Below are 20622 nucleotides of genomic sequence, written 5' to 3' on the forward strand. Positions count from 1 at the left end.
TCTGCCTTGCGGGATTTCTCGGCCACTTCACCTATCAGCGTTCCGTGGACGCTGGTACGGACGACCTGTCCGCCCGGGGAAAGGGACTTCAGTCCGCTGTTTTCGGGCTCGTCGCCTTTCTTCCCGTCCCCTGGGAGTTGTTGCCCGCTCTGCATGATATTCCCAAACTCGAACTCCGGCTCGCGGTGCTTTTTGCCTGCTCGGCCAAATTCGGCGCATGGGTTTACCTACTGTCGGTCCTCGTGCGTTACTATTTTTGGAGTGGTCAAGCTGTATATCAGGGAATGTCCTCCGTGTTGCGGGGCAGCCACACGGTAGCACACTCGGAAGCAGTAAAATGGCCGGTTCAAGACGCTGTCAAGCGTGACAACCAGTCGGATGGGCAGGTGTCCACAATGTGCGGAGAGCTTCGCATTCATGACCCGGAGCAGGACCGCTCCTCACAAGAAGACGATTATTGAAGGCAGTCCGGGCTATACCGGGCGGGGCGGCGCATTTGTAATATAGATTACAATTATATTGCGTGCGTGTGTGCGCACTACCGGGGCCATCCGTTCCCCGAAGTGAGTCAACATCATGTCGTTACATATATATAACCCGTTTATTTTCAAAGAGTTAAACGCCGTGGTCCGGCGCGAATCGAGCGCCGTTACAGGCCCCTTGAACTGCTTTGCGATTTTGGGTAGACTGAAATCGCAGCCGAGGAGATGCCCGGTTGTCAGGGGATGGCGGAGGATGGGGTGTTCAGGGATTGTGACCCTGTGGTGCGTATGCCTGATGAGTGGGTCCGATGCAGGGGTGCTCATGCCAGGCACGCCGAGAGTTGAAGATACACAGTACGTGATACCGGTGGTCTTGTCCGGTTCCGCGGATGGTGTTGCAGCGTTGGATTTCCGCGTGCAATACGACCCCGAGGTCTTTGAGCCCGTCACTATCTCGACAGGCGCGGCCGCAGCCGCGGCCCAGAAACAAGTAACCGGGAATACGCCCAGCCCCGGCGACTATATCGTCGTCATGATGGGGTTGAACCAGACTACCGTATCACAAGGCGAAATTGCGCGCTTGGTCTTTCGCCAAGTTGGCGAAGCGGAAGAAGGCGTATCGCGGCTGACGGTGTTGGATACGACGCTCGCGACGTGGGACGGCACAGAGTTGCCGTCGGAAGGCGGCACCCGGGTCGTCCACACGGACCAGCCGGCAGACAACGCGGATGAGCCTGATATGCCGGACGCCGAACCCGGGAAACCGGAGCTTCCGACTGCCGGGGATTCGGCGGACGGTGCAGCCGGGCAGACGCCGGGCCGAAGGACGGTCAGGCCCGCGCCGGTAGTGGCGAGGGAGCGTAGGGCCCGCGTGGAAGCGTCACGGGCATCCGGGGAAGCGGCGGAAATGCCGGGCGGTGCGCGACATGGCGGCGGTGCCGGCACGGCGGAATTATCCGCTGCGGAGAGCGCGGCACAAGCGCACGAAGAGTTGATATCGGTGCTTCCCGTTCCGGGAAATGCGGGCCAGGAGACAGATGGCCCGGGAGCGGGACAGCAGTTGGGACACGAAGCGGAGACGGTGGTGGGCGCGGGCTTGGCGGAATCCGGGTCCGCGCAGACAGTTGAACAAGATGCAAGGGACAAAGACGCACGCGGAGGCTCAGGCGGAGCCGCGGCGGACGCTGATTCCCGCGGCCTGTTGATTGTTGCCTGCGTTGGCGGTATCTTGGTGGCGTTGGGCTTGGCAGTGTTTGTGCGGTCCAAATGGTTCCCTTGATGTCTGAAGCTGACTAAATCCTCTCCCGGTCGTACGAGTGCGCAGAAGGCGCAAGGACGCCCGGAGGGGTGAGATCCTCAGCGGAACTCTAGCGCCCTGCTAGAGTAACGCACCTCACCGGAGATGCCGGCCGCCCCCTACCGGCATCTCCCCTCCTTTTTTAGGCCCCTTTGGTGCGGTGTACCGCCGCGCACGGCGTGCGCCAGTCTCCTCCGCGCCGTAGGGACTCCGGGCGGCGTGGCGGGAATACGTTCCGCGCGTCCGCGGCGGGGGGCGGGTTCGCTGGATTCCACCTGTAATGAGGGGGCAGGAATGCCGTAGCGTGCGGGGGTGTTCTCTTTACTTGAAATTCGTGAAGTGAATCAGGTACTATAACGTCAAATAAGGGAGTGTTGTCTTTAGTGTGAGGCAGTAAAGCAACGCTCTTGGGATTTTAAATACCTTTTGAGAAAGGGGTTAGGAGCATGAAGCGTTTTTCGTTTGTTCTAGCGGTTGTGTTGGCGGTGGCAAGTCTGTCCCTGACCGGCTGTCCGAAACGGCCCGCGCTGGGCGTGACGGCGACCGTCCACCATTTTGGCGTGGACAACCTTGGCAACTATGAGACGACCTGGCAATTCGACGTGTTCAATGACGGCGCCAAAGGTACTACCTTGGTGTTCAACGTAACGACGGACCGCGGCTGGATTCAAGTGTCCCCGGTGTCGGGCACGAGCACGGGCGAGAATAACCCGGTGACTGTCACGGTCACGATTGACCGCGACTACGCGGAGGCGGCGAAGCTGATTCCCTCCTTTGCCACGGGCACCATTAATGTGACTTCGAGCGTTGGCGACAAGCGGATCACCGTGACGACCGCGCCCAACTACTTCTCCGAAGAGTTCGACAACGCTACAAACGTTGTGGACCTCGAAGGCCGGTCGTTTACCTTCACGCCTGATGGCAGCCTTAGCTACTATGGCGCGACGCAGGAAGAGGGCATCACGGAGTTTCCGACGGATCCCGCGGGCGGTCTGATCCTGGATTTCGCCGCGTTCGGCGACCCGGTGCGCGCCGTGCCGCTAGGCGGCAAGCAGCTCCCTTACTACGAAGGCAATTTCAACTCGATCTACATTTCGAGCCAAGGCTATGTGGGCATGGGCAATCCCGGCGCTCCGGCCACGTCGCCCGAGGACCACTTCGAATCGCCGCAGATCTCGCTCTTCCCGATGGACGCGACGGAAGGCGGCCTGGTCAGCCTGTTGCAGGATGCGCAGAAGGTCATCGTGACGTACGAAGGTGTGCCGACGCAGGATGAGTTGAAGCAGGGTCCGCCCGTGACCAACGATGTACAGTTGGAGTTGTTCTTTGACGGCGATATCCGCATCAGCTACCTGCAGGTGGATCCGGCGGCCGTCGGCGTGGTTGGGCTCTCGTCCGGCGCGGGCGAAGGCGGCCAGTTGCCGCCTGGCTTCGTCGATACGGACTTGGCGGGCATAAACACCGGCCCCGCGAAAGCCGCTTTCTAAGACCGGCCATACCAAACCGGAATGACGAGGCCCTTTCCCGCGCGCGGGAAAGGGCCTTTTGTTGGTGCGCCCGGGAGGGCGCGTCTACTTGAGGGTGCAAATCCCTTACAGGCCCGGCAGGAGGGACCGTTGCCCGGACGGCAAGGATGTTCACCGCGAGGTGGCATTGGAAGGAAGGCGCTATGAGACTGGTAGTGTTGGCGGCGGCCATCGCCGTTGGCGCGGAAACGGTTGCGCCCGCGCCAGCTCCCGAGACACAACGCGGTGCGGTGATGGCGGGGATGCAAGAGGTCATGGGGCTTTTGCCGGACGCTTCGCGCAAGGTGGCTCCGGACGCCGCCGTATTGGAAGAACAGGACTTCCCGAAGTACGTGCGCCGCACGATCACGTTCGCGGTTGAAGACTGGGACCGCCTGCCCGCGTATCTCCTGATACCGAAGAATGCCGCCTTGCCGGCGCCCGCGATGCTGTGCCTGCACCCGACGTCGCCGCTCGGCAAAGGGGTCGTCGTGGGCTATGGGCAGACGCCCAACCGCAACTACGCGATGGAACTGGCGGAACGCGGCTATGTGACGCTCGCGCCGGACTATCCGGGCTTCGGCGATTACGTCGCGACGCGCAAGGAATTGTATGAGCGGGGCTACGTGAGCTGCTCGATGAAAGGGATTTGGAATCACATGCGCTGCGTCGACCTGTTGCAGGGCATGCCGGAAGTCGACCCGGAGCGGATCGGCTGCATCGGCCATTCGCTGGGCGGACACAACACGTTGTTCGTGGGCGTATTCGACCCGCGCATCAAGGTTCTGGTTACCAGTTGCGGCTTCACCAGTTTCCGCAAATACATGAACGGAGACCTCACCGGCTGGACGCACGACGGGTACATGCCGCGCATCATCACGGCATATGATAAGGACCCTGCGCGCATGCCCTTCGATTTCCCGGCGCTGCTGGGCGCGCTCGCGCCGCGCGGCCTGTTCATCAACGCGCCCCTGCATGATGCGAACTTCGAAGTAAGCGGCGTGGAAGACTGTGTTCAAGCGGCGCAACCCGTCTACGCCGCGTGCAACGCGGCGGACCGCCTCGTGGCGGTGCATCCGGACGCGGAGCATGATTTCCCGGACGCCGCGCGCGAACAAGCCTACGCGTTCATCGATCGGTTTCTGCGTCCCGCGCGATGACGCGGGCCGTGGGGGTGCTTCTGGTTCCACGGCGCGTAATGTTTTCCTTCGAGCCCGGTAAATACACAGGAACACGCCGGGAACGCGCCGGCCGAAACCGCGATACGACAAACAAAGGAAAGCCGACATGGACGTACAAATGGACAACTTCTTCTCGGGTCTCATCGAAGTCGTGACCACGTATCTGCAAACGTTCTTGCAGGATTTGCTCACGGGATTCGTGGAGAGCATTCTCCCCTTCTAAACGGAAGGGCAAAAACTAGCGCCGCCGTCCGGCCACAGCGGGTCCGCACGGCGGCGCCATTCTTTTCGGCCGGGGCTAGTCGTCCAGTTCGCCGCAGGGGAACGAGCCGAGGATCTTTACGTCCACGGCGCGTTCCGCGACTTCATCAAGCGCTTTGCGCACCTGCGGGTCGGCGGCGTGGCCGAGCAGATCGACAAAGAAGACATATTCCCACGCCTTGCGCCGCGACGGGCGCGACTCGATGCGCGTCAGATTGATGCCCGCCTCGGAGAAAGGCAGCAGGAGTTTGTACAACGCGCCGGGCCGGTCGCGCACAAAAATGACGACGGCCGTCTTGTCGTTGCCGGTGGCTTGCACCATCTGCCTGCCGACCACGAAGAAGCGGGTGTAGTTATGCGGTTCGTCCTCGATGCGCGACGCGACAATGTTGAGGCTGTACGTCTCGGCGGCCATGCGGCTTGCGATCGCGGCGGCGCGCTCTTCGCCCGCTGCGCGGTGCGCGGCTTCCGCGGTGCTCGAGGTCTCGACAAGTTCGGCGTGCGGCAGATTCGCGCGGAGCCAGTTCCGGCACTGCAGCAGCGCGTTGTCCTTGGAGTAGACGCGCGTGATTTCCGCCATCGGATGCTTGGAGAGCAGGTTCTGGCTGACGTGCAAGAGCACCTCGTTCACCACCTTGAGTTCCGAGGTGACGAAGCGGTCCAGCGTTTCGCCCACGCTCCCGCCGATGGAACTTTCGACGGGGACCACGCCGTAGTCGATGCGCTTGCGCTCGACCTCGGTGAAGATATCGGCGAACGAGGGCAGCGGGTGATACTCGGCGGACGCGCCGAACACGCGCAGCGCAGCCATGTGGCTGAAGGTGTCGCGCGGGCCGAGAAAGGCCACGCTCGTGGGTTTTTCGAGCGCGCGCACGGCGCTGATGACCTCACCGTAGATCGCGCGGATACTCGCGTTGCTCAGCGGCCCTTGGTTGTGCTGCCGCAGCTTGTCGAACACGGCCTTCTCGCGCTCTGGCACGTAGAAAGGCGTATTCGTGCCGCGTTTCAGCTTGCCGATTTCGCTCGCGCACCGGGCGCGCTCGTTCAGCAGCCGCACGATCTCCCGGTCCATCTGGTCGATTCGTTCCCGCAATTCATCCAGGTTCACGGCTTTCTCCCCTCAAGAATCTCGATAGGCGCCTGACTCACCATCAGCGTCGCGGTTCGGCCCGTTTTGAAGCGGATGCGCGCCCGCAGCCGGTCACCGCTGCCTGTCGTGAACAGGACGGTGCCCGCTCCAAAGCGCGCGTGGCGAACCTGCACGCCCGTCCGGATGGCGCCGGTCTGAGCCGTCCGCGCCTCCGCGTCGCCGGGCGGCGCGCCTTTTTTCACCGAGTCGCTCGCGGTCAGCAGCCGGTCCCGTCCTATCTCGCGCACGAAGCGCGAGACTTCACGCTCGTCGTGGGTCCGCCCGTAGAGCATGCGGGAAGCCGCGGCGGTCAATGTAAGACACCGCCTCGCGCGCGTCATGGCCACATAACAAAGGCGGCGCTCCTCCTCGATGTCCCGGTGGTCGTCGAACTCGTTGACGAAGGGGAACAAGCCGTCCTCGAGGCCCGCGACGTACACGCGGTCGAATTCCAGGCCTTTCGCGTTGTGACAGGTAATCAGCGCGACCGCGGGGAGTTGCTTGTCCCACTCGTCGACATCGGAGAGCAGGGCCCGCTCCTGGAGAAACTCCGCCAGCGTTTTCCCGCCGGGCGCGTCGAATTGGCGGCAGCCGGCGACAAACTCGTCCACGATTTCGAGACGGGCGCGAGAATCCTTCTCGTCGCTGTGCCGCACGTATTCGCGGTACCCTATGGCATCGAGCAGTCTCTCGACCAGTGGCGCGACCGGCGACGCCGCCGCGGCGGACGCCAAGTCGTCGATGAGGTGGACGAACTGGCCGATGGCTTCGCGCGCACGCGCGCTGAAGGTAGTGTCCCCGCCGATATCACGGGCCACCTGGAACAGCGGCGCGCGGCGCGCGGCCGCATATTCCGCGATATGTTCCAGCGTTGCGCTGCCCACCCCGCGCGGCGGCACGTTGATCACCCGCGTCAGCGATACGTCGTCCGCCGGATTCACGATCAGGCGCAGATAGGCCAGTATGTCCTTGATTTCCTTGCGGCTGTAAAAGCGGATGCCGCCGAGCACCACGCAGCGCAGGCCGCGCCGGCTGCAGGCCTCTTCAAACAGGCGCGACTGCGCATTGGTCCGGAACAGCACGGCCACCTCGTTCAGGGGCGCCCCGCTGGACACGATATCGTTCACGACCCAACGCGCTTCCTCCTCCGCGTCCTCGGCTTGATAGAAGCGGGGTTTCTCGCCGCTCGCCTGGTCCGTCCAGAGCCGCTTGCCCAGGCGCTCGCGGTTGTTCGCGACCACGGCGTTGGCGGCCTCGAGGATCGGCGCGGTGCTGCGATAATTGCGTTCGAGGCGGAACACGCGCGCGTTCGGGAAGTCGCGCTCGAAATCAAGGATGTTGCGGATGTCCGCGCCGCGCCAGGCGTAGATGCTCTGGTCCTCGTCGCCGACCGCAAACGCGTTCTTGTGGTCCTTGCAGAGCGCGCGGATAACGCGATACTGCGCGTGGTTTGTGTCTTGATACTCGTCTACGTGGACGTGCGAAAACCGCCGCTCGTATTTGGCGCGGACGGATTCGTGTTCCTCGAACAGGCGCACCGGCAGCGTGAGCAGATCGTCGAAATCCACCGCATTTGCCCGGAGCAGCGCGTCGTGGTACAGATTCCACAGCGCTACGTACGCCTCTTCTTCCGAAGCCGCCGGCGGTTCGAGTTCCGGCGTCTCGACGCGCTGCTTGAGACTGCTGATGTAATCGAGCGCGCCGCGCGGCGTGACCCGCGCGAAGGAGCCGGACAGCGCCTTGACCAGAGTCTTCATCATCGAGAGCTGGTCCGCGTCGTCGAAGACCGTGAACTGCGGCGATCGCCCGAGTTGTTCGATTTCCCGGCGCAATACGTACAAGCCGAAGGAGTGAAACGTGCCCATCCAGCAGGGCACGCGGTCGACGCCCAGGCGCCCCGCGATCCGCTGGCGCATCTCGCTGGCGGCCTTGTTCGTAAACGTCATCGCCAGCAGTCGCCGCGGGTCGACGCCCCGCTCCTCAATGAGCCAGAGCATCCGCTCGATAATGACGCGTGTCTTGCCGGACCCCGCGCCCGCCAATACGAGCGAGGGGCCGTCCGGCGCCGTTACGGCGGCGGTCTGTTCCGGGTTCAAGGAAGTCATGCAAACGTCCATTCCCAAAGAGGCGAGAGGAAAAGGGTATCCTAAGTAAGGAAACACGGGATTTCAAGAACGCCGCCAGGAGCCGGATGAGCCGGCCCCAATCAGAGGGGGCTCTCCGCGCTCGCGCCGGCGTTCCTGCCCGCCGCGGAGAACCGGCGCGGCGCGCACAACTCGCGCGTGGTTCTTGACACCGTCATTCGATCCGGTACAGGTGGGTTTTCGTACGGAGGATGAGTGCATTGCCGGTGACGGCGGGCGACGCCATCATGCCGGAGTCGAGCCTGTTTTCGGCGAGTACTTCCGGGGTGCGCCCGGCTGCAAGGACGGAACCCTTGCCCTGTACGCTGAAACAGTAGAGGCGTCCGTCCGAAAAGAGCAGCGAGGCCTCGTAGCTGCCGCCGAGGCGCTCGCTCCACACTTCGGCCCCGGTTGCCGCATCGAGGCAGGTGAGGATGCCGTTGTTGCTGAGCAGGTAGAGGAGCCCGTCCGCGAGCAGGGGCGAAGGTTCCTCTGGAACGCAGCGCGTGTTGTTCTTCCAGACCACGTGCGTGCCGGTGACGTCGCCGTGTCCGTCCACGCGCACGGCCCAGAGTTCGGGCGTGCCGCGGCCGGTGGTGAGGTATGCGAGCCCGCCGCCGAATACGGGGCGCGCGGCAGGCGTGTATCCCTCATTGCGCGTGCTCCAGATTTCCTGTCCGGTGCGCGGGTCATAGGCGAACGCGGCGGACGAACCGAGGCTGATCATCTGCGTGACGCCGCCGTGCTCGATGATGATGGGCGTGCTGAACGCCTTGCGGAAGTCGCCTTCGCGTTTGGGCTGGCCGTTCTCGTCAAGGTCGTTCCAGGCCGTGGTCCGGTCCGTTTTCCAGACCGTTTCACCCGTGGCCTTGTCGAGCGCGGCGGTATACTGGAAGTCCGCGCCGTCGAACGTGAGCATCAACAGGTTCTCGAAGTGGATAACCGACGAGCCGGGACCGCGGTAGTGGCGGCAGGGAAGGTCCTGCCGTTGCCAGAGCACCTGGAACGTGGCGGTGTCGAGGCACGCCGTGCCATAGCTGCCAAAGTGAACGTAGACTCTGCCCGGTTCGATTGCGGGCGACGGCGAGGCATACGAGTTCACCTCGTTGCCGAGCGGTTCAGGGCTGTCCGCGTGGAACAGCAGTTGGCTGTGCAGGACCTCGCCCGTGTCCGCGCTCACGCACAGCACGAAGAAGTCATTGCCCTCGGGTGTGGCCGTCGTCAGCCAGATTTGATTCCCCGAGATGACGGGTGTTGACCAGCCCTTGTGCGGAATCGCCGTTTTCCAGCGGACGTGCTCGCTCTCGCTCCAGGTGAGCGGCAGACCGCGCGGCGCACCCTGGTCCGGCGCGGGCACGTGTCCGTTGCCCTGCGGACCTCGAAACTCGGGCCAGTCCGCGGAAGGGGCAGGCGCGGCCCACGGCGCGCCGCCACACAATATGGCGAATGCCAGAGCCCCCGGCGCCACCCATCGGGCGGCGCGCGCCCGGTGTACGAGACAATCCGACTGCCTGCTCATGCGTCGCTTCTCCCTCCGTGGCTCCGCGCAACAGCGCGCCGATGAAGCGAGATTGTACCTGCCGGACCTGGAGGAACGGAAGAGGACGAATGCGAGACCAGGGAGATGCAGGCGATTCTTGCGCCCTCGGGCGTGGTTCCCGCTATAATCCGCGACGATTGGCGAAAGGGGAGTCACACCCATGAAAATCTGTATGGCGGGCGCTTGTGGGCGCATGGGCCGGCGCATTCTCGACCTTGCCGCGGCCATGGACGATGTGGAACCAGCCGGGGCGTTCGACCTGCCGCAATGGGCGGGGACGGAACTGACGCTTGGCGCTGAGTCGGGGCGGCCGCGCAAGATCGTTGTGGGCGCGGACCGCGATGCGGAAATTGCCAAGGCGGATGTGCTCATAGATTTCACGCATGCGGACGCCGCGCCGGAGAACGCCGGCACGGCCGCCGCGCTGGGCAAACCGGCCGTGGTCGGCACAACGAATCTGACCGGCGCGCAGGCCGGCGAATTGCGCCGTCTCGCCAGGCAGATACCGGTCGTCTATGCGCCGAACATGAGCGTGGGCGTAAATCTGCTCTTCAAGCTGACCGGGGAAGTGGCGCGCGTGCTCGGACTCGACTACAACGTCGAGATCGTCGAAGTCCACCACAATAAGAAGAAAGACAGCCCGAGCGGCACCGCGAAACGGCTGGCGGAATGCGCCGCGGAGGCGCTGGGCCTTCGCTACGAAGAGCATACGCGTCACGGGCGCGCCGGAGAGGTGGGCGAGCGCCCCGTGCGCGAGATCGGCATGCATGCCGTGCGCGGGGGCGACGTTGTGGGAGAGCATACGGTCAGTTTCATCGGCCAAGGCGAGCGGATCGAGCTGGTGCACAAGGCGCACAGCCGCGACAATTTCGCCCGCGGCGCAATTCTCGCCGCACGGTTTGCGATAAAGGCCGCGCCCGGCCTGTATGACATGCAGGACGTGCTCGGGCTGAAGTAAACGGAGCGCCCGCGCCGGATTCCTCAACCGGGAAGCGGGGACGCCCCTTCCAGGCAGACAAGCCGGCGCCGCAGGTGCTCAGACCGGCCCGCGGCGCCGTTTCCGTGCGATTAGTGGATGGTGATGCGCCTGTGCGCGGCCTTGCCGGCTTCCGATTTCGGCAGGCGCACGCGCAGCATGCCATGTTTGTACCGGGCCTCTGCCTTGTCCGCCTCGATTTCGCAGGGGAGCGGGATCGCTCGGTAGAAGGAGCCGTAGCTGCACTCCGAATAGTGCCAGCCGTCTTCGCGCCTCTCATGCGACGCCTTTTTTTCGCCCCGGAGAATCAGCCGCCGGTTCTCCACCTCGACGCGGAAGTCGTCCCCGCTGAGCCCGGGCAGTCCCGCGGTCACGCGCAGTTCCTCGCCGGTTTCCTCCATCGTGATCGCGGGACCAGCCGCGTCCGTGAGCATGGCGGGCCAGCACTCGGCGCCGTCCAGGCCTCGTTTGGGCCGGCGCCGCCAGCGGTCCAGCGACCTGACTACGCGGTCGCGCAGACCACTTACCGATTCTTGCCACGATTCGGGAACCAAGCTGTTCATGCGATTCACCTCCTTCACGAAAGGGGACGGGGCCCCGCCGTTCACGAGGCCACGTCCACGCTAATCTTTCTGGGTTGTTTCTCCGCTACCTTGGGCAGATTGATCGTCAGCACGCCGAACTTCATCTCAGCGCGGATTTTGTCCTGGTCCACTTCATCGCTGAGCTGGAACTGGCGGAAGTAGGGAGCCAGTTCAAACTCGCGGTGCAGCGGCTCGCCCACGCTCGTGCCCTGAGGCGCGCCCTTGATCGTCAGAATGTCGTCATGCACATCGATGGATACGCCGTCCTTGTCCACGCCGGGCAGGTCAACCACCACAGCCAGACCACTGTTCACCTCGAAGATGTCCACCGGCGGGACGAGGGCCCGCGTCTCTTCGCGCGTATCCGGAGCCGCCGGTTGCTCGGCCTTCGTCGGCACAGTCTTCTCTTTCATGAATACCGCCTCCTTTCTGTTTCTTTCTTGTCCGCGTTTTCAGTTATTGCACCGCAACCGTGACCTGTTTGGGTTTCGCCTTCTCGTGTTTCGGAAGGGTCAACAACAGCAGGCCATTCTTGTACTCTGCTTTCACCTTGTCGCCGTCGACCTCGGCCGGGAGCGTCAGCGTGCGCACGAACCGTCCCGCGCCGCGCTCGTTGCGGTGGTAGGCCTCCGGCTTTACGTCCGCCTTGATGGGGGACTTCTCGCCCGCGATGCGCAGCGTGTCGCGCAATACCGAGACATCCAGCGAATCGGGGTCCAGCCCCGGCGCAAGCGCCTGCACGTGTACGCTGTCTTTGTCCTCTGTCACGTTCATCAGCGGGTATGCCCGCGCCGACGTTCCGGGGAGGAACGCGCTCCGCCACGCGGGCCAGCGCCCGACGCCGAAGTCCTCAAAAGCGCGCTCCACCTCGCGGCGCAAGACGTTCAGTTCGCGGAAGGGGTCCCAAGTTCTCATTGCCATCGTCTCGTCCTCCTCTGCTTGCCGAAGCCGCAATGGGGTTCGGCGTTCCTTTCACGCATTCTGCCAAGTTAAAGCAAGGAGAATGCCAGCCCAGCGTATGGAAGGCAGGAAGATGTCAAATCATGCATAAGTAATTACTATGAAATAGCTTATGCGAGATAAGACGACAGCATGCGCAAACGGGGCTCGACCCAATCGGTTCTGGAGACTGTTTCAATTTGAAAAACGAGAGAACAGTGTACGATTTTGAAACGAACACAGGCCGGGTACGCCATTCCGGAAATGCGGTCGCGTGTGGCGTCGGCGAGTTCTTGTCCGGCGTAGCTCTTGCGAAGGCAGATGTTTGCGACCGGTGCTTCTCGGAGCTTGCCCCGCGACAGAAAGACCGCCGGGCAGCAAGCTGCCCGGGAGAAGCGGTAACAGGCTCCCACAGTCTGCATGAAACGCGGCAATAGGTTGGCGAACCAATGAAACGGCTCGCCAAGACTTGTTCAAGCCACGTTCATGCGGGCGCCGTTCAGTGGGGGCATGAGTCCGGTGGAGGAGGGGCTTCGTCGGCGGTGATATAACCCATGGCTTCGAGTTGCTGGCGGATGTCGTCGGGCAGTGGGGCTTTCGATTCCGCGTAGCGGGCGGTCATGCCCGCCTGATGGGTTTTTAAGATGTTCGTGAGCCGGATGACGTCCGCGATCAGGGCGCCGGAGAGGTCATTGACCTCGCCGGGGTCTTCCTGGAGGTTGAACAACTGCGGGCTGGGATATCGCGTGTGCTCGATGAGCTTCAACCCGTCCATCAGCACGGATGCGCCTTGCAGATGGCGGTTCCGGGTGTAGCAGAAGATGGGTTCCTGGTCCGGCGGGGGCGCAAGCAGATCGCGGCCGTGCCATTCGGGATTTGGCGCGAAGTGGAGCAGCTTTGCCAGGGTGGGCAATAGGCCAAGCGCGTCCACGGGCGCGTCGATGGTCTGGTGCGCAATGCCCGGCCCGAACAGGATCAGCGGAATCCGCGCCTGCTCCTCGTAAAGCGAAGTGCCATGCCCCACGATGTCGCGTTCGAGCAGGGCTTCGCCGTGGTCTGCCATCAAGACGAATATCGTGTTGGGATACCTCGTTTCGATAGCGGCCGCCACGTTGGCGAGTTCATCGTCCATGTAGCGGGTTTCGGCGTCGTAGCGGTAGCGGAGCGCCTCGATTCCGTTGGCCGAGAGGGGCTGCCACGTGGGCGGGGTATTGTTCACCCAGGAGAGGTAGAGGTCCTGCGAGAAGTCGCCCCAGTTCTCATGGGCCAGCACGAATTCGTCGTACGGCGTGATTTCCGGCTGGGGTCCGAAAACCTCGTTGTATCCCGGCGGCGGCACATAGGTCGCGTGCGGATCGACGTACTGCGCGAACACGAAGAAGGGTTCTTGCCACTCATCGATGTTTTCAAGCACGGCCGCGTTCACCTGCGCCGCCGGGACGAAACTGATGAAACGGTAGCGGCCTTCGGGAAAGCCCTGGCCGAGGCCGTAGGTTGCGCTGGCGTTCGCGTTGGTCTGAATGCCCCAGGCGTCGTAGCCGTTGCCGGTGAACCACTCTCCGATGGTTTCCACGTCTGGCGGGACGATGAACCTCTCTTCCATGGGCGTGTCCTCATCGCCCTGGAAGATGTCCGGGTACATGCCCGAGAAAATGGCCGCCATCGAGGGACGCGTCCACGAAGCCGGCGCGCTGGCGCGGGTGAAACGCACGCCGCGCGCGGCGCACGCTTCAAGGAATGGCGTAATCGGGACGTCATTGCGCCTCGCGCCGACGCGATCATCGCGCAGCGCGTCCAACACGAAGTAGACGACATTAGGCGGGTTGGCCCCGACGCAGAATCCGTCCTCGGTGTCTACGCAGGGCCGGCAGCCGCCGCCATTATAGAACTGGATCAGGCGCAGCAGTTCCCCCAGTTCGATCGACCAGTCCTGCGTATCGTAATCGCTCGCATGCACGGCGCAACTCGTGTCTCCCCCGGCGCCGGGCGCGTAGCCGTCCTCCGTGCCTGCCTGACAATGAAAGCCGCCCGTCGTGTAGAACTGAATGATGCGCAGCAATTCGGGCAGTTCGATGTGCCCGTCACCGTCCTGGTCGGCCGTGTGCGGCGCGCCCGGGGCGCGCTCGAGCGGTGATTCGTCCTGCCGCGGCACGGACATCTCCGCCGTCACAACAAGGGCCTGCCCGGCCAGCACAAGCCCTGCCATAACCGTCAGAAGGGGGAGCGAAAATCGTTGTTCGTTCATATCCCCGTCTCGCTTGCCCATCGGATGCGAGGCCAAGCACACACATGGACTACAGAGGGATTGTACAGGAATGTTATGAGTAGGTCAAGGAGCGGAATACCGGTCTCTGCAGGCTCGAGGCCTTTTTTCGGGCTGATGCACGAAAAATCGCCGCGGGCCGGCCGGATCGGGTACAGTGTGCGCTGGAACAACGGAGAGCCGGGCGTATGAAACGGTTTGAGAAGCGGATGTTTCGCGGGCCGGGACAATTCCTGCGGGAATTGGCCTTTCTGTTGCGGCATGGATGGGCGCTCGCGCGGCTGCTGCGTGGCAAGGACCTGGACACACGGTTTCGCGAGCGGCTTTTCCTTGCCGTGACGCAGGTGAACCGCTGTCGCACCTGCACATGGGCGCACACGCGCATCGCGTTGCAGGCAGGCATCGCCGCGGAAGAGGTGCGCGCGTTGCTCGAAGCGGAACTCGATGCCGTTCCCGAGCAGGAGCGCGAGGCGGTGTTGTACGCGCAGCATTGGGCCGACGCGGACGGCGCGCCGGAACCGGAAGTCCTTGCGCGCGTGGCGGCCCGGTATGGCGCGGAGACCTTGGCGCGCATGCACTTGGCGATGCGCTTTATCCGGTTCTGCAACTACTCCGGAAATCTCACCGAGTATCTGCTATTCCTGCTCAGCTTTGGGCGGCTGGGCGGCGAACCTGTGTCTGAGCCGGCCAAGCCGGCGTAAGGTCTGATGCGATGTCCGGGAAAGCCCCCCTATGCTGATCATCGACGTCTGGATGCAGCACCCGACGGTTCGTTTCATGGCGGAACCGTTTTTCGATTCGCTGCGGCGGTGGACGGGTGCGCTGGAGCCCGTGGACATTCCGGTGGAGTTTACCGTGGGCGCATTCGAGGCGGCGAACGTGTCGAAGGCGCTGTTGTGCGCGTGGCACGGGCCGCGCGGCGCATTGATTAGCAACGACGAAGTGGCCGCGTGGGTGCGGCAGTTCCCGGACTTGTTCATTGGCGTTGCGTCCGCGGACCTGTATCGCCCGATGGACGCGGTGCGCGAGTTGCGGCGTTGCGTGCGCGAACTGGGATTCAAGGCCCTGCGTGTTGTGCCGTGGCTGTGGAACCTGCCGCCCAACGACCGGCGCTATTACCCGCTCTACGCCGAATGCATCGAATTGGGCATTCCATTCCTGACTCAGGTCGGGCACACCGGGCCGTTGTGCCCCTCCGAGCCGGGCCGGCCTATCCCCTACCTGGACGACGTGGCCCTCGAATTTCCCGAACTGGTCATCATCGGTGGGCACGTTGGGTTCCCGTGGTTGAACGAAATGATCTCGCTGGCGACGAAGTACCCCAACGTGTACCTCGACACGTCGGCCTACAAGCTGGGCCGGCTCCCGGCGGAATTGGCTGGGTATTTGCGCGGCGCGGCCGGAAGAAGGTCATGTTCGGTTCCAACTACCCGATGATCACCCCCGAGGCGTGCCTCGCAACGCTGGACGAACTCGGCCTGGATGAAGAAGCGCGTGCGCTGTTCCTCGGCGGCAATGCGGCGCGCGTGCTCGGGCTGGCGTGAGCGTGCGCCGGCGCCGGGGATGCGGCAGGCCGCCGGGCGTGGCAGGCGGCTCCCCCGGCGCGCCGTGATTTGCTATGCTTCGCGCATGCGTCAGGCAGCTCCCAATTCCGTGATCATGTGCGATTTCGACGGGGTCGTTGCGGACTCATTCGAGGTGTTTTTTGACGAGTTCCTGGCCGTGTGCGCCGAGATGGGTTTTAAACGCCTCCATTCGCGCGAGGCGTTCCTGCGTCTGTTCGAGACCAACGTGCTGGCCGGGCTGGTGAAGGCCGGGTTCCCTGTCTGGCGGTTGAAGAAGCTTGTGCGCGTGTTTGGGCCGCGCATCGCCGCGGCCAACGCGCGCGTGCAGCCTTTCGCGGGCATGCCCGACATCCTCAACCGTCTCGCGGCGGCGTTTCCCCTATACTTCATTACCTCCAATTCCAGCGAGGCCATCCTGTCCTTTACTGCGCGCACCGGAGTCAGCCACTTCCGCGACGTGCTCGGGGCGGACAAGGAGCCGAGCAAGGTGAAGAAGATCCGGCAGGTGCGTGCAAGGCACCCGGATTGCCCGGCCTACTATGTGGGCGACACCAAGGGAGACATGATCGAGTCGCGCGAGGCCGGGGCCATCGCCGTGGCGGCCGCCTGGGGCTGGCATCCGCTCGAAAAACTGCAAGAGGGCGCGCCCGACGTGGTCCTGCGGCACCCGGAAGAGTTGCTCGAGTTGTTTGGCCTGCCGTTGGACGGACCGTGACGGGGATTCGCGTTCCGGCCCGACCTGCGCTACACTGTGGCGGAATCATGTCCGAGACCGGGGGCGCTGTCGCCCGAAGGCCCCGCGGGGCCGTTCAAGCGATTCCGCCGCAGGCCGGGAAATGCCTGTCTGCAACGCTCCCAGCTTGGACGCAAACCGGAGCAACCCAAGGAGGAAGCAGTATGTCTACGTCGAAACTCACAGACCCGGCGGCCCAGCCTACCCGCCGTGAATTCTTGCGCGGCGCGGCAGCGGGCGCGGCGGCCGTTACGGCCTTCGGAATCTTGAACACGGCGCGCGCGCAAGGCGGCGATATCCTGCGCGTAGGCCTGATCGGCTGCGGCGGGCGCGGCTCGGGCGCGGCGCGCGAAGCGCTGCTGGCGGACCCGGGCACGCAACTGGTTGCCATGGCCGACGTATTCGCCGATGTGCTGGACGGCAGCCTCAAGAAACTGAAGACGGACCGGAAGATTGCCGACCGCATTACGGTGGATGACGGGCACAAGTTCGTCGGCTTCGACGCCTACAAGAACGTCATCGACTCCTGCGATGTGATCGTGCACGCCGCGCCTCCGGGATTCCGGCCGCAGCACGTGCGCGCCTGTGTCGAGGCGGGCAAGCATGTATTCACGGAGAAGCCGGTCGCCGTCGATGCGCCCGGCGTCCGCGCGATGATGGAATCGTGCCGCATGGCGCGCGAGAAGGGGCTGAACCTGGTGTCGGGCCTGTGCTACCGCTACCAGTTCGCGAAACGCGAGACGATCAAACGCCTGCAGGACGGTGCCATCGGCGACATAGTGGCGCTGCAGACGACGTACAACACGGGCGGGCTGTGGCACAAGGGCCGCAAGGACGACTGGACCGAGATGGAATACCAGATTCGCAACTGGCTCTATTTTGACTGGCTCTCGGGCGACCACATCAACGAGCAGCACATCCACAGCCTCGACAAGATCATGTGGCTGATGGGCGACGCCGCGCCGGCGAAGTGCACGGCGAGCGGCGGGCGGGCGCAGCGCACGGACCCCAAGTACGGCAACATCTACGACCACTTCAACGGTGTCTACGAATGGGCGAACGGCGTCCGCTGCTTCAACTCGTGCCGCCAGTGGGAAAGCACGAGCACCGACGTATCCGACTGGGTCTTCGGCACGAACGGCGTGGCGAATATCCAGGAACATTACATCCGCACGAACGACGGCGCGGAATGGCGCTACGAGAGCAAGGAAGAAGACAATATGTACCAGAACGAGCACAACGCCTTCTTCGCGGCAATCCGCAATGGCGAGGTGCGCGTGGACGAGTACATGTGTTCGAGCACGCTCTCCGCGATTCTGTGCCGTATGTCGGCCTACACGGGCAAGACGCTCACGTGGGACGAGGCCCTGAACTCGCAGCAGGACCTTACCCCGAAGGAGATCGCGTGGGGCGACGTGCCCCTCAATCCGCTGCCGGTGCCCGGCCAGACGGAATTCGTCTGAGTCAACGCATCGCCCCGGGAGGAAGGCGGCTTGCCGCTTCCGCCCGGGGCGGTTGTTTCTCGCTGGTCACTCGGCGCGCAGCGTGTCCGCGTTGCGCACCTTGCCGTCCACGTCGCAATGCCGGAGGCGCATGACCGGCGTGCCATCTTCCCGGTCGATGGTCACCGCGAGGTAGCCGCCGATGACATTGAGATAGCGGTGCTCGGGCCGCACGTCATCCTGCTGCCAGCCGCCCGCGTGGGCATCGCTTGCCGGGCCGCAGGAATACTCCCGCAGCCCGGTTGCCGCATCCACGGACACATACTGCCAGTGCCGGTCGCCGCAGATGACGACCATGTTCTTCTGTGCCGCGATAAACCGGCGGAGTTCCGTTCCCTCGTGGGCGAACACCGCGTTGGCGTGGTTGTCCGCCTTTCGTTCGCGGTCGGGGCCAACGAGCGGCGTGGGGCTGATCAGCACCCGGAACGTGGCGTCCGATTCGGCGGCGGTGCGCTGAAACCACGCCTTCTGCTCCGCGCCCCAGATGGTTTTCCCGGAACCGTCGGGCATATCGTTCGGGCTGCGGAAATCGCGTCCCTCGACGAGCCAGATTTGCAGGTCCTTGCCCCAGCGGAACGTGCGATAGGTTCTTTCGCTCATCGGGACCTGTTCGAGAAAGACGGCCTGGCCCTGCCCGAAGGTGAACGTGCCCATGTTTCGCGTCTGCATCGTGGGCCAGCAGTCGTTGCACCAGGTGTCGTGGTCGTCCTTCTCGAAATAGGCCGCCACCTGCCGGTGAAACCGCAGGTTCGTTGGCAGGCTGTACGTGCGCGCCCAGTGCCACCGCGCCAGTTCGAGGCTCTTCGCCAGTTCGTCGTAATAGAGGATATCGCCCGTGTGCACGAAGAAACTCGGGTCCATTTCGAGTATGGCGTCGTACATCTTGAATCCACCGCCGGGCGCGTCCTGGTGCGGGTAGCGCTGGCCCGTCGTCACCGTGAACAGCACGCGCGCGGGGGTGTCGGGCGCGGGGGCGGTGCGGAACCCGCCCTCCAGCGTCTGACCGGCGGACCCATCCAGGGCGCGCGCCTCCACCTGCAGCGTGTAGCGCGTGTCCGGCGTCAAGTCTTCCAAGCGGATATGCGCCGTGAAATCGCGTTCGGGCTCGACTGTCTGCCACGACGTCTCCTGCCAGGCCCGGGCATCGGCGGGCCTGTACCGCACGCGCACCTCGCCCGGTGCGCCCGGCACGGCGCCCTCAATCGTTTCCACGGTCGTGCCCTCAGGGCAGGTCACATCGGGAACGGCCCCGGCGTCCTCTTTGCCCGCCCTTACCAAGGCGCCGGTTTCCGGATCGCGGTAGCGCACCTTCGGCATGGGGGCGCCAAAGGGGACGCGCTCTGGATTGCGCGTGAGCCGCGCCCACACGATCGCGGCGTCCGGAGTCACTTCGCCGACCTTGATGCCGGTGGCCTGATAAGGGCCCTCAGCCTGCACCGCGCAGATGCCCCCCAGAGTAAACGCACAGCATAGTATTGTGTGATGCATGGTCCGTTCCTTTGCAGTTCAGGAGGCCCGCCCGCGCGTCCCCGCTATTTCTTTTTCCGGCGCAATTGCTTCCGGCGCGCGCGCAGGCTCTGGCCGACCTCCGCGCAGAGTTCCGCATGCGGCGCTTCCGGCCAGGCGTCGAGCATTTCTTCCACCAGTTCGGTGTTCACGTCGATCGGCGCGCCGTGTCCGGGCAGAATGACGTCCGCGCGCGACACGATGACGGCGACCGTGAGCCATGTAATCACAACCTGCGCGGGAGTGTAGCCGTTTGGCCAATAGTAGGCCCAGTGAACGAGGTAATCGCGGTCGATAACGGCGTCGCCGGCGGCCCAGAGTTCGCCGCGCTGCGTGGGACAGCGCGCCGCCCGCAGCAACGGATGATGCCCGGGGCAGGATTCGAGGGCGATGCCCGCCAGTGCGCCCGAAGCCGGTGTGGAAAACATGCGCCACGACGGGGCCACGCTGTCCGGGAGCGATACAAAGTGATCGAAATGCGGATGGGTGATGAAACACGCGCCGATATCGTCGAACGTAACACCCAGCCTTGCGAGCCGTTCCTGCGCCTGCACAAAGCCCCGCGCCGTGAAGCACGGGTCCACAATCAGGCTGTTTTCCTTGTCCGGTTTCGAGCCCGAGGGCCAAATCAGCACGGACGCGCAGGCATGTTCGACGGCCGGACGCCGCCGTCCCCCCGCCATCAGCGGCAGTGATCCGTCCTGCAGGACCTCGAATTCAAAGAGTGGTATTGCCATGATCCGCCGCATCCATTATGCCTGCTGCAATGCAAAGACGCGCGAAGCACAATGTAGCACAGGGCGTCACCCTCGCTGAAAGACTCCTGTAACGCAACGAAGTCTTCCCTTTGCCGCCGCGGCATCGAGACTTGCCTGTTGCTGGGAGCAGGAGCCACGGATAAACGCAGACAGAGGAACAGATGGACCGGAGCCTGGACGCCAGTATAGTCATGGAAGGCCGGTCTGGCACTCCGTTGCGAGTTCTCGGGCCCGAATTCCGGCGGACGCCCGGCCGGCGAAATTTGGAAAGACGGATT

At 63.9% G+C, this 20622-nt stretch carries 17 protein-coding genes and 1 pseudogene; 9 read left to right on the forward strand and 9 right to left on the reverse strand.

Translation table 11 applies throughout. From position 1 onward, the window contains the following. The 4 genes from KA184_13270 to KA184_13285 all read left to right on the forward strand — a co-directional run. Window positions 1-461, forward strand: a 461-nt coding sequence (locus KA184_13270; protein ID MBP8130543.1) for a hypothetical protein, incomplete at its 5' end; no start/stop codon positions are given. Between the two features lie 274 nt (window positions 462-735). Beyond that, window positions 736-1761 carry a hypothetical protein gene (locus KA184_13275; GenBank protein MBP8130544.1) on the forward strand — a complete coding sequence of 342 codons (1026 nt, stop codon included), beginning with the start codon at window positions 736-738 and terminating at the stop codon, window positions 1759-1761. Between the two features lie 464 nt (window positions 1762-2225). Then, window positions 2226-3266, forward strand: coding sequence for a BACON domain-containing protein (locus KA184_13280; protein ID MBP8130545.1), 1041 nt, complete (start codon window positions 2226-2228; stop codon window positions 3264-3266). A gap of 146 nt (window positions 3267-3412) precedes the next feature. Next, window positions 3413-4444 carry an alpha/beta fold hydrolase gene (locus KA184_13285; GenBank protein ID MBP8130546.1) on the forward strand — a complete coding sequence of 344 codons (1032 nt, stop codon included), beginning with the start codon at window positions 3413-3415 and terminating at the stop codon, window positions 4442-4444. A gap of 319 nt (window positions 4445-4763) precedes the next feature. Here the strand turns inward: KA184_13285 and pheA are convergent, their stop codons facing one another. The 3 genes from pheA to KA184_13300 all read right to left on the reverse strand — a co-directional run bounded on the left by pheA (window position 4764) and on the right by KA184_13300 (window position 9497). Continuing rightward, window positions 4764-5828: a prephenate dehydratase gene (gene pheA / locus KA184_13290; GenBank protein ID MBP8130547.1), complete on the reverse strand. Its 1065-nt coding sequence runs from the start codon at window positions 5826-5828 to the stop codon at window positions 4764-4766. A 2-nt stretch (window positions 5829-5830) separates the two neighbouring features. Next, window positions 5831-7960 carry a UvrD-helicase domain-containing protein gene (locus KA184_13295; GenBank protein MBP8130548.1) on the reverse strand — a complete coding sequence of 710 codons (2130 nt, stop codon included), beginning with the start codon at window positions 7958-7960 and terminating at the stop codon, window positions 5831-5833. A 193-nt stretch (window positions 7961-8153) separates the two neighbouring features. Further along, window positions 8154-9497 carry a PQQ-like beta-propeller repeat protein gene (locus KA184_13300; protein ID MBP8130549.1) on the reverse strand — a complete coding sequence of 448 codons (1344 nt, stop codon included), beginning with the start codon at window positions 9495-9497 and terminating at the stop codon, window positions 8154-8156. 181 nt (window positions 9498-9678) lie between these two features. Here KA184_13300 and KA184_13305 point away from each other — a divergent pair, with 181 nt between their 5' ends. Next, on the forward strand, window positions 9679-10476 hold the full coding sequence (locus tag KA184_13305; GenBank protein MBP8130550.1) for a 4-hydroxy-tetrahydrodipicolinate reductase: 798 nt from the start codon (window positions 9679-9681) through the stop codon (window positions 10474-10476). Window positions 10477-10586: 110 nt separating this feature from the next. Here the strand turns inward: KA184_13305 and KA184_13310 are convergent, their stop codons facing one another. From KA184_13310 to KA184_13325, 4 genes are all read right to left on the reverse strand, one after another. Continuing rightward, window positions 10587-11057, reverse strand: a complete 471-nt coding sequence (locus tag KA184_13310; GenBank protein MBP8130551.1) for an Hsp20/alpha crystallin family protein — start codon at window positions 11055-11057, stop codon at window positions 10587-10589. A gap of 41 nt (window positions 11058-11098) precedes the next feature. After that, entirely contained in the window at window positions 11099-11491 is a 393-nt protein-coding gene (locus tag KA184_13315; GenBank protein MBP8130552.1) for an Hsp20/alpha crystallin family protein, read from the reverse strand. Between the two features lie 43 nt (window positions 11492-11534). Continuing rightward, the gene (locus KA184_13320; GenBank protein ID MBP8130553.1) at window positions 11535-11999 is read right to left on the reverse strand and encodes an Hsp20/alpha crystallin family protein; all 465 of its coding nucleotides are present in this window, start codon (window positions 11997-11999) and stop codon (window positions 11535-11537) included. Between the two features lie 517 nt (window positions 12000-12516). After that, on the reverse strand, window positions 12517-14262 hold the full coding sequence (locus tag KA184_13325; GenBank protein MBP8130554.1) for a sulfatase-like hydrolase/transferase: 1746 nt from the start codon (window positions 14260-14262) through the stop codon (window positions 12517-12519). A gap of 206 nt (window positions 14263-14468) precedes the next feature. On the opposite strand from KA184_13325, the gene KA184_13330 reads away from it, so the two are divergent. The 4 genes and pseudogenes from KA184_13330 (at window position 14469) to KA184_13345 (ending at window position 18041) form a co-directional block, all read left to right on the forward strand. After that, the gene (locus tag KA184_13330) at window positions 14469-14981 is read left to right on the forward strand and encodes a carboxymuconolactone decarboxylase family protein (protein ID MBP8130555.1); all 513 of its coding nucleotides are present in this window, start codon (window positions 14469-14471) and stop codon (window positions 14979-14981) included. A gap of 31 nt (window positions 14982-15012) precedes the next feature. Next, window positions 15013-15824: pseudogene (locus KA184_13335) on the forward strand (amidohydrolase). An 85-nt stretch (window positions 15825-15909) separates the two neighbouring features. Then, a complete protein-coding gene (locus KA184_13340; protein MBP8130556.1) occupies window positions 15910-16560 on the forward strand; it encodes an HAD hydrolase-like protein in 651 nt (216 codons plus the stop codon). Between the two features lie 182 nt (window positions 16561-16742). Beyond that, on the forward strand, window positions 16743-18041 hold the full coding sequence (locus tag KA184_13345; protein ID MBP8130557.1) for a Gfo/Idh/MocA family oxidoreductase: 1299 nt from the start codon (window positions 16743-16745) through the stop codon (window positions 18039-18041). 66 nt (window positions 18042-18107) lie between these two features. Here KA184_13345 and KA184_13350 read toward each other — a convergent pair whose 3' ends face one another. Both KA184_13350 and KA184_13355 read right to left on the reverse strand, forming a co-directional pair. Next, on the reverse strand, window positions 18108-19568 hold the full coding sequence (locus tag KA184_13350; protein MBP8130558.1) for an alkaline phosphatase D family protein: 1461 nt from the start codon (window positions 19566-19568) through the stop codon (window positions 18108-18110). Between the two features lie 44 nt (window positions 19569-19612). Continuing rightward, a complete protein-coding gene (locus tag KA184_13355) occupies window positions 19613-20323 on the reverse strand; it encodes a hypothetical protein (protein ID MBP8130559.1) in 711 nt (236 codons plus the stop codon). Window positions 20324-20622 lie beyond the last annotated feature (299 nt).

The sequence above is a fragment of the Candidatus Hydrogenedentota bacterium genome (assembly GCA_018005585.1).
In the GTDB taxonomy this organism is placed as follows: domain Bacteria; phylum Hydrogenedentota; class Hydrogenedentia; order Hydrogenedentales; family JAGMZX01; genus JAGMZX01.

Excerpts from the sequence above, each read along its gene's own strand:
- KA184_13295 (MBP8130548.1), bottom strand. The coding sequence starts at position 7,960 with ATGACTTCCTTGAACCCGGAACAGACCGCCGCCGTAACGGCGCCGGAC.
- KA184_13275 (MBP8130544.1), top strand. The coding sequence starts at position 736 with ATGGGGTGTTCAGGGATTGTGACCCTGTGGTGCGTATGCCTGATGAGT.
- KA184_13285 (MBP8130546.1), top strand. The coding sequence starts at position 3,413 with ATGTTCACCGCGAGGTGGCATTGGAAGGAAGGCGCTATGAGACTGGTA.
- KA184_13310 (MBP8130551.1), bottom strand. The coding sequence starts at position 11,057 with ATGAACAGCTTGGTTCCCGAATCGTGGCAAGAATCGGTAAGTGGTCTG.
- KA184_13325 (MBP8130554.1), bottom strand. The coding sequence starts at position 14,262 with ATGAACGAACAACGATTTTCGCTCCCCCTTCTGACGGTTATGGCAGGG.
- KA184_13355 (MBP8130559.1), bottom strand. The coding sequence starts at position 20,323 with ATGGCAATACCACTCTTTGAATTCGAGGTCCTGCAGGACGGATCACTG.
- KA184_13350 (MBP8130558.1), bottom strand. The coding sequence starts at position 19,568 with ATGCATCACACAATACTATGCTGTGCGTTTACTCTGGGGGGCATCTGC.
- KA184_13305 (MBP8130550.1), top strand. The coding sequence starts at position 9,679 with ATGAAAATCTGTATGGCGGGCGCTTGTGGGCGCATGGGCCGGCGCATT.
- KA184_13300 (MBP8130549.1), bottom strand. The coding sequence starts at position 9,497 with ATGAGCAGGCAGTCGGATTGTCTCGTACACCGGGCGCGCGCCGCCCGA.
- KA184_13315 (MBP8130552.1), bottom strand. The coding sequence starts at position 11,491 with ATGAAAGAGAAGACTGTGCCGACGAAGGCCGAGCAACCGGCGGCTCCG.
- KA184_13320 (MBP8130553.1), bottom strand. The coding sequence starts at position 11,999 with ATGGCAATGAGAACTTGGGACCCCTTCCGCGAACTGAACGTCTTGCGC.
- KA184_13330 (MBP8130555.1), top strand. The coding sequence starts at position 14,469 with ATGAAACGGTTTGAGAAGCGGATGTTTCGCGGGCCGGGACAATTCCTG.
- KA184_13340 (MBP8130556.1), top strand. The coding sequence starts at position 15,910 with ATGCGTCAGGCAGCTCCCAATTCCGTGATCATGTGCGATTTCGACGGG.
- KA184_13345 (MBP8130557.1), top strand. The coding sequence starts at position 16,743 with ATGTCTACGTCGAAACTCACAGACCCGGCGGCCCAGCCTACCCGCCGT.
- KA184_13280 (MBP8130545.1), top strand. The coding sequence starts at position 2,226 with ATGAAGCGTTTTTCGTTTGTTCTAGCGGTTGTGTTGGCGGTGGCAAGT.